Origin of the sequence: Psychromonas antarctica (assembly GCF_022267535.1) — a bacterium.
Lineage (GTDB): Bacteria > Pseudomonadota > Gammaproteobacteria > Enterobacterales > Psychromonadaceae > Psychromonas > Psychromonas antarctica.
Genome location: NZ_JAHNZV010000105.1, coordinates 1 through 9,267, shown reverse-complemented (window position 1 = coordinate 9,267; position 9,267 = coordinate 1). Strand labels below are relative to the sequence as shown.

9 protein-coding genes are annotated in these 9,267 nt (G+C 37.8%); all 9 read left to right on the top strand.

Annotated elements, in window-relative coordinates:
* Positions 1-1,136: hypothetical protein (locus tag KSO91_RS14425; RefSeq protein WP_238743737.1), on the top strand; the 1,136-nt coding region annotated here is incomplete at its 5' end.
* Positions 1,133-1,654 carry a hypothetical protein gene (locus tag KSO91_RS14420; RefSeq protein ID WP_238743736.1) on the top strand — a complete coding sequence of 174 codons (522 nt, stop codon included), beginning with the start codon at positions 1,133-1,135 and terminating at the stop codon, positions 1,652-1,654. The genes KSO91_RS14425 and KSO91_RS14420, both read left to right, overlap by 4 nt.
* 197 nt (positions 1,655-1,851) lie before the next feature.
* Positions 1,852-2,151: a hypothetical protein gene (locus tag KSO91_RS14415; RefSeq protein ID WP_238743735.1), complete on the top strand. Its 300-nt coding sequence runs from the start codon at positions 1,852-1,854 to the stop codon at positions 2,149-2,151.
* Between the two features lie 922 nt (positions 2,152-3,073).
* Positions 3,074-3,664, top strand: coding sequence for a class I SAM-dependent methyltransferase (locus tag KSO91_RS14410; RefSeq protein ID WP_238743734.1), 591 nt, complete (start codon positions 3,074-3,076; stop codon positions 3,662-3,664).
* A complete protein-coding gene (locus KSO91_RS14405; RefSeq protein WP_338049781.1) occupies positions 3,631-6,555 on the top strand; it encodes a DEAD/DEAH box helicase family protein in 2,925 nt (974 codons plus the stop codon). The genes KSO91_RS14410 and KSO91_RS14405 overlap by 34 nt, the downstream gene beginning before the upstream one ends.
* A gap of 55 nt (positions 6,556-6,610) precedes the next feature.
* The gene (locus tag KSO91_RS14400; protein WP_238743733.1) at positions 6,611-7,459 is read left to right on the top strand and encodes a nuclease-related domain-containing protein; all 849 of its coding nucleotides are present in this window, start codon (positions 6,611-6,613) and stop codon (positions 7,457-7,459) included.
* A 46-nt stretch (positions 7,460-7,505) separates the two neighbouring features.
* A complete protein-coding gene (locus tag KSO91_RS14395; RefSeq protein ID WP_238743732.1) occupies positions 7,506-7,988 on the top strand; it encodes a hypothetical protein in 483 nt (160 codons plus the stop codon).
* A 161-nt stretch (positions 7,989-8,149) separates the two neighbouring features.
* A complete protein-coding gene (locus tag KSO91_RS14390) occupies positions 8,150-8,554 on the top strand; it encodes a (deoxy)nucleoside triphosphate pyrophosphohydrolase (protein WP_238743731.1) in 405 nt (134 codons plus the stop codon).
* Between the two features lie 12 nt (positions 8,555-8,566).
* Positions 8,567-9,178, top strand: coding sequence for a phospholipase D-like domain-containing protein (locus KSO91_RS14385; RefSeq protein ID WP_238743730.1), 612 nt, complete (start codon positions 8,567-8,569; stop codon positions 9,176-9,178).
* Positions 9,179-9,267: the final 89 nt, after the last annotated feature.

Below are 9,267 nucleotides of genomic sequence, written 5' to 3'. Positions count from 1 at the left end.
TTAACGTTATTGCACAACTATTTACTTACCTCAAAAATGATGATCATTCACTGGCAAATTACAATAAACAGCAGGTAGTTGATTATATCGCATTGCAATTAGAGCAACGTCAACTGCTGATCTACCCAACTGATGATAAAAAGCCATTATTTAATAATCGTCATTTGACGGCTAGCAATAATAAATCAGCTAAGCCGATTGTCTTGGCAACGGGCACTAAGGTTTCTAAAGCAAAACTAGCACCCGCGCCAGTTGTTGCCCCCAAAGCTGTGGTGAACCCGCAGAGCGAGTTGAAAAATAAATCAGAACCTACATCATTTGCCGATGCAGAAAAGCGTTTGCAAAAAGCACGGGATAAAATCATAGAAAATGGTTATCAATCAAAATACTCGGATGAAGAGCTAGTTGCACTGGCAAATTCCGGCGATGTGCCTAAAGAGCGTTTCCATGTGCGTTTCATGGAACAAACTTATCTTAAAGCAAGAAACTCAAATGTACCTTTAAGCGGTAAGTTGGGTGGCGATTTTAAAGGTAAAAACGGTGGCATTAAATATTGGTCTACCACCTTTGATCAGATTGAAGCGGCCGATACCGACCCGCAACGTTGTGCTGAAATTCTTGGGTTAACATATCACCCAGAAAGCATCTATTCGATGGTGATTGTTGATACCCATAAAGCTGTAGAGACCTCTGGAGCAGAGTCAATCACTCCCACGTTTAGCGAAATTTCACAATTTGCGAAAAATGAGTTAGATGGCATTGATGATGCAACCATTGATGCACTCTATACGCCAGAATACCAAGCAACTTATAATAAACTGTACAACCAAGCCGATGAATTAGGGCTGGATGTTTGGGATAATGATGATATGGCAGATTTTATTCCTACAATAGAAACTCAAGGTGAAAATAAGAAGCACTTTGTTACAAGAGTTGAGTTACATGATAAGTTGGGTAGTAATGAAGACTTTTTAGGTAATGGCTTAACCAAAAATAATAACCCAACAATTAAACAAAAGTTTGGTATTGTTGAAACCTTAACCTTAGAGCGCACGCCACAAACCCTTGCAGCATTAAAGGGCAATAAAGCCGTCAATATTATTGAAACACTAACCCCCATTGGACATATTTTATGATTATCCCTGAAGAATTTAATCACCCAAGCCAATTCCCTGGTAATTTTAAATTAATTGCAGATATTAAAAAACCTTCTAAACCCCATAAAGACTTTTTATTTTATAAATATGAAAATTTATTAGTTATTTTTACCGGTGGAAATTGGACAAATAAAAAAACAGGTGAGGTGAAATACAGTCACTATCAAGCTTGTTTTCCCTTAGCGGTACTGCCTTGGGTAATCAAAATGTTGGACTATTTTGATACTCCCCCCAATGAGGGCGGATTACCGGCAGGAAAAATTTCCAACAAGGAGGAAATCGACGGTGAACTATTACTGTTTACCCGAGGTGTTTGTGTCGGTGGGCCTGACCATGGAGGTTACAATTTAGAAAATTTAAGCCGCATTGCTTATGGGTGGGAAGATGACAGTAATTATTATCAAGGTTTTGATTTTCCCGATCCTTGGTTATATGACGGTGGATTATTAGAATTTTGGAAAGCGCTAGCTAATAAATATGAGAATGGCTTGCTGTGATTGGCATATTAACCAACCATGCATACTTCGTTGCTTTAAAGAGGCATTCGGAAACCAGGGCACTTTTCACTCAATTTCAAAATTAATTTACGGATAACTGGCTATTGGATGAAAAAATATAGGCGTTCTAATTCTCTCATTCATTTAGTCATCATCACCTAACCGTTGGCAATAATAAATCAGCTAAGCCGATTGTCTTGGCGACGGGCACTAAGGTTTCTAAAGCGAAACCAATCACTACATCTGCACCAAAAGAACCTAATGCACTTGATGCAAGCAAAAAACAAGCAATACAACATTGGCAGAATATAGAAAATAACGCAGACAATTTCCCAGAAGCCTTTGGCGCTCGCTTAATGAAACTCAATGCAGAAGCGGGTTACAGCATGGCAGAAGGTGCTAAATCTACCTATGAAACATTAACGTCGTGGGATAAATTTAGCGCAGCCACAGCAGGGCTGGTGCATACTATTACTAATCCTGTTGAAACTTTTTAATGCCATACAAGATACCGCAGAGACCTTTACCGATTTCCTGCAAACAGCATGATCTCAAACGTTGAATGAACTTTGTTGAGGGGCGCGGACTTCAGTCCGCCAGTGTTTGTTCATTACAAACAGTTCGCACAGTATTTTGTAAAAACAAAGCAGGCTAAAGCCTGCGCCCCAGAGAGAGTAAAAACCGAATGTAGCCTTTACCTTGTTGAGGGGCGCGGACTTCAGTCCGCCAGTGTTTGTTCATTACAAACAGTTCGCACAGTATTTTGTAAAAACAAAGCAGGCTAAAGCCTGCGCCCCAGAGAAAGTAAAAAACCGAATGTTGCCTTTACCTTGTTGAGGGGCGCGGACTTCAGTCCGCCAGTGTTTGTTCATTCAAACAGTTCGCACAGTATTTTGTAAAAACAATGCAGGCTAAAGCGAGTGCAAGCAGCATGAACCCACACATGCGCTTATCCTGTTGAGGGGCGCGGACTTCAGTCCGCCAGTGTGTTTGTTCATTCAAACCGTTCGCACAGTATTTTGTAAAAACAAAGCAGGCTAAAGCCTGCGCCCCAGAGAAAGTACAAACAGCCTGTTGCCTTTAGCTTATTGAGGGGCGCGGACTTCAGTCCGCCAGTGTTTGTTGATTCAAACAGTCCGCCAGTGTATTTAATTCGTTGCCCAAAAAACTAACCCAAAACAGATCCTGCGTCATCCTTGAAATACTCCCTTACATCATCCTTAACGTTTTGTCTTTTATCGATTGCAAATTATTTTTAAAATCAGATCCTTACGCTATAAATTTCAAAATAAAGTGGTAACATATATTTCATCACTTAAAAATATTCATTATATTTTCATATTTGCCTCACCCGCTTTTTCAACCGAGCGAGGCGGTATTAATAGCATTGCGTTGTTAATGTTGAACATGAGGTAAAGAATGGCAAATATAAACCAGCGCTATTATAAAGCCAATGCGCAAGACTTTTATTACTCGACGGTCGACGTTGATATGCAGGCTTTATACAGTCAGTTTTTACCCTTAATCCCCGCTGGTGGATCAATTCTTGATGCGGGCTGTGGCGCAGGGAGAGATAGTCGGGCGTTTATTGATCATGGCTTTGATGTCGAAGCCTTTGATGCCAGCATAGAGTTAGCTGAATTAGCTTCACAATTGATTGGAAAAAAGGTCGCTGTTGATCTATTCCAAACCTATAAAAACAATAAACAGTTTGATGCGATATGGGCGTGCGCCTCATTGCTGCATGCTCCCTTACTTGAATTACCCAGCGTATTTAATGCTCTATCGGCAATGTTGAAAGTCGATGGCCTGTTTTACTGCTCCTTTAAATATGGTGACCAAGAGATTGAACGCAATGGCCGCTTATTTACCAATTTAAATGAAAGCAGCTTTGCCCAGCAGATAATTGATTCACCACTGGAAATTGCAGCGCAATGGATAACGGGCGATTTGCGAGAAGGGCGGGAAAGTGAAAAGTGGCTGAATGTAATTATGCGCAAGACTCATTGAGTATGGCTGATTCTAATTTATCCCTTCGCATTGAAGCCAAGCAATTAACCATTGGTGGCGATGATCCCTTACTTCCAAAGCTTATTCATGCGATTAACCGTGCCACAGAAATAGAGATTGCTGTTTCATTTATTCAGCGCAGTGGTTTAAATCTACTGTTTGAACCGTTAAAAGATGCGCTGATCAACGGTGCAAGTCTGCAATTATTAACCTCTGACTATCTGGATATTACCGATCCCATTGCATTGCGGGAATTAATGCCGCTGGTTGAGCGTGGTGCGGATATCCGCATTTATCAAAGCGATAATAAACAAGCATTCCATATGAAGTCCTATATCTTTGTAAAAACGGATGCCAACGAAATAGTTGATGGGTGCGCATTTATTGGTTCAAATAATATCAGTAAAAGCGCGTTAACAATCGCACACGAATGGAACTTTAGGCATGATTACCAGCTTCCTAAAACTTCCCGAGAAGCGCTTGAGTTTAATCATATTCGCAGTGCTTTTATCGATATATTTAATCATCTTTTAGTACAAAAACTAGATAATGAATGGATTGATAGCTATTTAAAACGCCGTAAAAAGATGCAGTTTGTAAGTGTGGCAAGTGGTGAAATAGACAATGAAATAGTCGAAAAAATCACACCCAATAATATACAAATTGAAGCCTTAAATGCGCTGCAAGTAACTAGAGAAGAAGGTTTTAAGCGGGGCTTAGTCGTTTTAGCAACGGGTATGGGGAAAACATGGTTATCTGCTTTTGATGCTTTACAGACTAAAGCAAAGTGTATTTTATTCGTGGCACATCGAGTAGAGATTTTATTACAAGCTCAACGCACCTTTGCACAATTATTGCCTGAAAAAAGTACTGGTTTTTATAATTCTGAAAATAAAGACAAACAAGTCGATATCCTATTTGCTTCAGTGCAAACACTGGGTCGTGAAAGTCATTTAAAGCAATTTCAAAAAGAGCATTTTGATTATATTGTTGTAGATGAATTTCATCATGCCAGCGCACCAGTTTATAAAAATTTATTAGATTACTTTGAATCATCATTTTTACTAGGCTTAACGGCGACACCTGAACGAACTGACCAAACTGACATTCTTGGTTTGTGTGATAATAACTTAGTGTATGAGCGGAATTTAACTCAAGGTATCGATGATAAGTTATTAGTGCCTTTCAAATATTATGGTATCTGGGATGAGTCTGTAAATTATCAAGCAATCCCTTGGCGTAATGGACGATTTGATCCACAGGCGATAGATAACGAATTCATCACTAAAAAACGTGCTGATCATGTATTGAAAAATTGGCAACAGAAAAAACAACAAACAACCTTAGCTTTTTGTATCTCAACGAAACATGCTGATTACATGGCAAAGCAGTTCAATAAAGCAGGTATTCCGGCTTTATCTGTTCATGCAAATTCAAAGATACGACGCAATGAGGCATTAACGCAATTACAAGATGGTGCGATTGAAGTGCTCTTTTCGGTTGATCTGTTTAATGAAGGAACGGATCTACCTGCAATTGATACCATTTTAATGCTACGGCCAAGTGATTCTAAAATATTATTTCTGCAGCAATTAGGGCGTGGTTTACGATTGTATGAAAACAAATCGCATCTTGTTGTGCTTGATTTTATTGGCAATCATCACTCTTTTTTAAATAAACCCTTTGCACTGTTTGGCGGTTCATCGGTTAGAGAATTAGTCACAAAGGTAACAGATCCTAAGTTAGCAGCAGGCTGTTCGATTAATTACGATATTGAGATCACGCAGTTCTGGGAACAACTAGCTAAACAACAACGAACAACGGCTGCGGAAGATTATCAGAGTCTTTACCAACAACTAGGGCATCCCCCGACTGCAAGTGAGTTCTGGAGCGAATATCAGGATCTGAAAAAGGTTAATAAGCAGCATCATAGTTGGATGGAGCTGGTGGCAGAACAACAGCAGGATCCGGATTTTTCAGCATTAATCGCAAAACATGGCGAATTTTTACTAGGTGCTGTTCAGACAACAACAATGACAAAATCCTTTAAAATAATTCTCTTAGAATCATTTTTACGTTTAGATGGCTTTGCCAATCCACCGACATTAGAAGCGCTTGCCAGTGATAGTAAATTAGTTTTTGACCGTTACCCTTTACTTAAACAAAATGATCTCTCTTTAGAAAAGCAAGAATTAGCACCGACTTCTAAAAATTGGTTAAAGTATTGGAAAGATTTCCCTATTAAATATAGTTGTACTGCGGACAAAAAAACGGGCAAGCAATGGTTCACAATTGTTGATGGTAAATTAACAGCAAATATTGATGTGCAAGCGCATGAGAAAGAAGTTTTGCATGATGCGGTACAGGAATTGATAGCATTATGTTTATTGCGTTATTCACAACGTCCAAATAAAGTGAAAGCAAAACAAGCCGTGACTCAACCAGAAACTAATAATTTACTTAAGTTACCAGAGACAGAGCAGCTTGTTTTTTACCCCAACCTTAAAATTGCTTGTGGTCATTTTAAAGCAGGAGATGACTCAGAGTGTGAATATCAGGATGCACCAGCGGGATTTGGTCATTTACAGACAGACAATCATTTTCTTGCCAAAGCTTCTGGAAATTCGATGAATGGCGGAAAAAATCCAGTGCAAGACGGCGACCTTTTATTACTTGAATGGATAACACCAACAAGCGCAGGATCGTTGCAAGGCTTAACCGTGGCGATTGAAATGCAGGATGAAGCTGGTGACGCGCAATATTTACTACGCGTGGTAAAAAAAGATGCCGATAACCGCTATCAGTTAATTGCCAATAATCGTGACTATAAAACTATTTATGCCGATGAAAATATGAAAACCTTTGCAAGATTAAAAGGGGTGGTGGGGTGATCTTATATCGTGTTTTTTGCTTTTTGCGTGTAGTTAATAATTTATGGAAAATAAAATGGACGTTAATGCGTTTTTAAGTACTGTTTTTGAAGGTCTTTTCGGAATAGCAATTCAGTTAAGATATCTGTTTCTAATAGCGTTTTTGGGATTAATATTTAAAACCCCATGGTTTAAAGGCAAGGTTGGTGAGTTTTTAGTTAACTTTATGCTTAATCGGTTTCTCGATAAACAGCACTATCATCTGATTAAAAATGTCACTCTGCCAACAGAGGATGGCACAACGCAAATCGATCATATTGTTGTTTCGCAGTTCGGTATTTTTGTAATAGAAACTAAAAATATGAAAGGTTGGATCTTTGGTACTGCTAAACAGAAGCAATGGAAGCAAACGATATATAAAAGGTCGTTCCCATTTCAGAATCCACTGCATCAAAATTATAAACACACGCAAACATTAGCTGCTTGCTTGAATCTCCCGACTGATTGTATTTATTCGGTTGTCGTATTTGTTGGAGATAGTACTTTTAAAACGAAAATGCCAGAAAATGTAACCTATGCGCGTGGTTGTCTTAAATATATTAAAGCTAAAAACGAGACTGTTTTCACCCCAGATCAAGTTGCTGAAATAGTATCGACAATTGAAGCTGGCAGGTTATCTCGCAGTTTGAAAACAAATTGGCAGCATAATAAACATGTAAAAGAGATTGTAGCGGGTAAACAAGTTACTGAAAAAGTAAAGGTAGAAAAGCCTGTTGTTAGCAAAGAGCCAACGATACCAGTTTGTAAAAAATGCGGCTCAGTAATGGTGCTAAGGGAAGCAAAAAAAGGAAAGAATGCAGGCAATCAGTTTTGGGGGTGTAGTAATTATCCTAAGTGCAGATCAATGGTTAAAGTTGAAGATTGATTACGGTTAGTTATCATTTTTAAACTTGTTAATTTAAGGATAAGCGATGGATGCGGTAACAGCTTTTATTGCAGTATATTTAAGCGCTGCAACAAATACAGTACAGGATCATGTTGGTGATATTTTGGGAACTGAAATTCAAAGCCAAACGATTGAATATAAAGATATGCCAATTGCCTTTCAATACCAAATATGGAAAATAAGAGGCAAGTCAGTCTGCTCTAATTTTAATCAAAGTACCGCTAATTACTCAATGTGTACAATAAAAGCCAAATCACTTTTTAGTGAAATGTGCGAGGGCTTAACAAAAAGTACGAGTTTAAATTGGAGGACAAAAAAAGCGCAAAATATGTATTGTAATGCAGCGGTTAGCTACAAACCTTTTGTCGCACAGATATCCAACGCTACAGTGAAAACAGCACAACGTAAAAAAGAGAAAAAATGCAATTTGCTGATCTTAAAAACGATGAATAACAACCACCCCGAGTTGATTGAAGAAAGGGACTTGGTGTGCAAAGAGGCTCAATAGAAGTTTTTGTGTAGTCGCACACTGATTTAGCTACTTAGTTAGATGTAATATTTATCATTAACATTGAATTATAAAAAGCTTGAGTGTTGTGTTTTTTTTTATTGAATATATGCTAAACATATTTAAAAATAGTTAGTTACCTGAAAATTATCAGTATAGGAGTGTTCTTGAAAAAGATAGACGTAGTAGCTGCAATTATACAATGTGGTGAAGAAATTCTTTGTGTTCAACGCGGTCCTGCAAAGCTTGAATATATTTCAAAAAAATATGAATTCCCCGGTGGAAAGATCGAAGCTGGAGAGACGAAAGAATTTGCAATAATTAGAGAAATAAAAGAAGAGTTATATTTAGATATCCTCGAGCCTAAATTTTTCAATACTGTTAATCACCAATACCCGGATTTTTTTATTACGATGCACTCTTTCATTTGTTTAATTGAGCATAAAGACATAACACTGACTGAGCATATTGATCAAAAGTGGCTGAAAATTGATGAGCTAGATGGCCTCGATTGGGCTGCTGCGGATATTCCTATCGTTCAAAAACTTCAAGAAGATTACATATAAGAGCACAAACACATGGTGTTAGATGAACTGAGTAAAAGTTTGAAGACTGGTTTTGTTGATAAAGAATTAATTTCTGAAAAATTATATCAACCGACGTTATTAGTGAATAAAAAGAATCCTCCACGGAAAGTACTCTCTACAATTTTAGAGGAACTGAAATATTGTGATGAGTTTTTTATTTCAGTAGCGTTTGTGACAACAAGTGGTGTTGCTACTTTAATAAATACTCTTAAAGAGCTTGAAGAAAAAGGTGTGAAAGGGAAAGTTATCGTTTCACAGTACCTAAACTTTACTCAACCAGAAGCACTTAGAAAACTTCTAAAATTCCCTAATATTGAACTGCGTATTGCAACAAATGTAAACTCACATTCAAAAGGGTATTTGTTTAGAAAATCTGAATACCATAATATTATTATAGGTAGTAGTAACCTTACAGCATCAGCGCTTGCAACAAATAAAGAGTGGAACCTTAAGGTGTCTGCGCTTCATTCTAGTGATATTGTTGATAAAATAACTAAGGAATTTGATACTGATTTCCAAAATGGTACGGCTGTTACGGAATCGTTTATCTGTGCCTATGAAGATATTTATAACTCAAGTTTCGGGATTCAAAACAAACAATAAAACCCAAATAACTCGATGATTTTAAAGAGGTTGATGTCTCATTGTGGTAAAATACTTGTTAACTAGACAAAGGATAATACAACAAGAGA

What these genes read in the sequence shown, in the direction of transcription:
- KSO91_RS14400 (WP_238743733.1), top strand. Translation starts at nt 6,611, where the DNA reads ATGGACGTTAATGCGTTTTTAAGTACTGTTTTTGAAGGTCTTTTCGGA.
- KSO91_RS14420 (WP_238743736.1), top strand. Translation starts at nt 1,133, where the DNA reads ATGATTATCCCTGAAGAATTTAATCACCCAAGCCAATTCCCTGGTAAT.
- KSO91_RS14410 (WP_238743734.1), top strand. Translation starts at nt 3,074, where the DNA reads ATGGCAAATATAAACCAGCGCTATTATAAAGCCAATGCGCAAGACTTT.
- KSO91_RS14385 (WP_238743730.1), top strand. Translation starts at nt 8,567, where the DNA reads ATGGTGTTAGATGAACTGAGTAAAAGTTTGAAGACTGGTTTTGTTGAT.
- KSO91_RS14395 (WP_238743732.1), top strand. Translation starts at nt 7,506, where the DNA reads ATGGATGCGGTAACAGCTTTTATTGCAGTATATTTAAGCGCTGCAACA.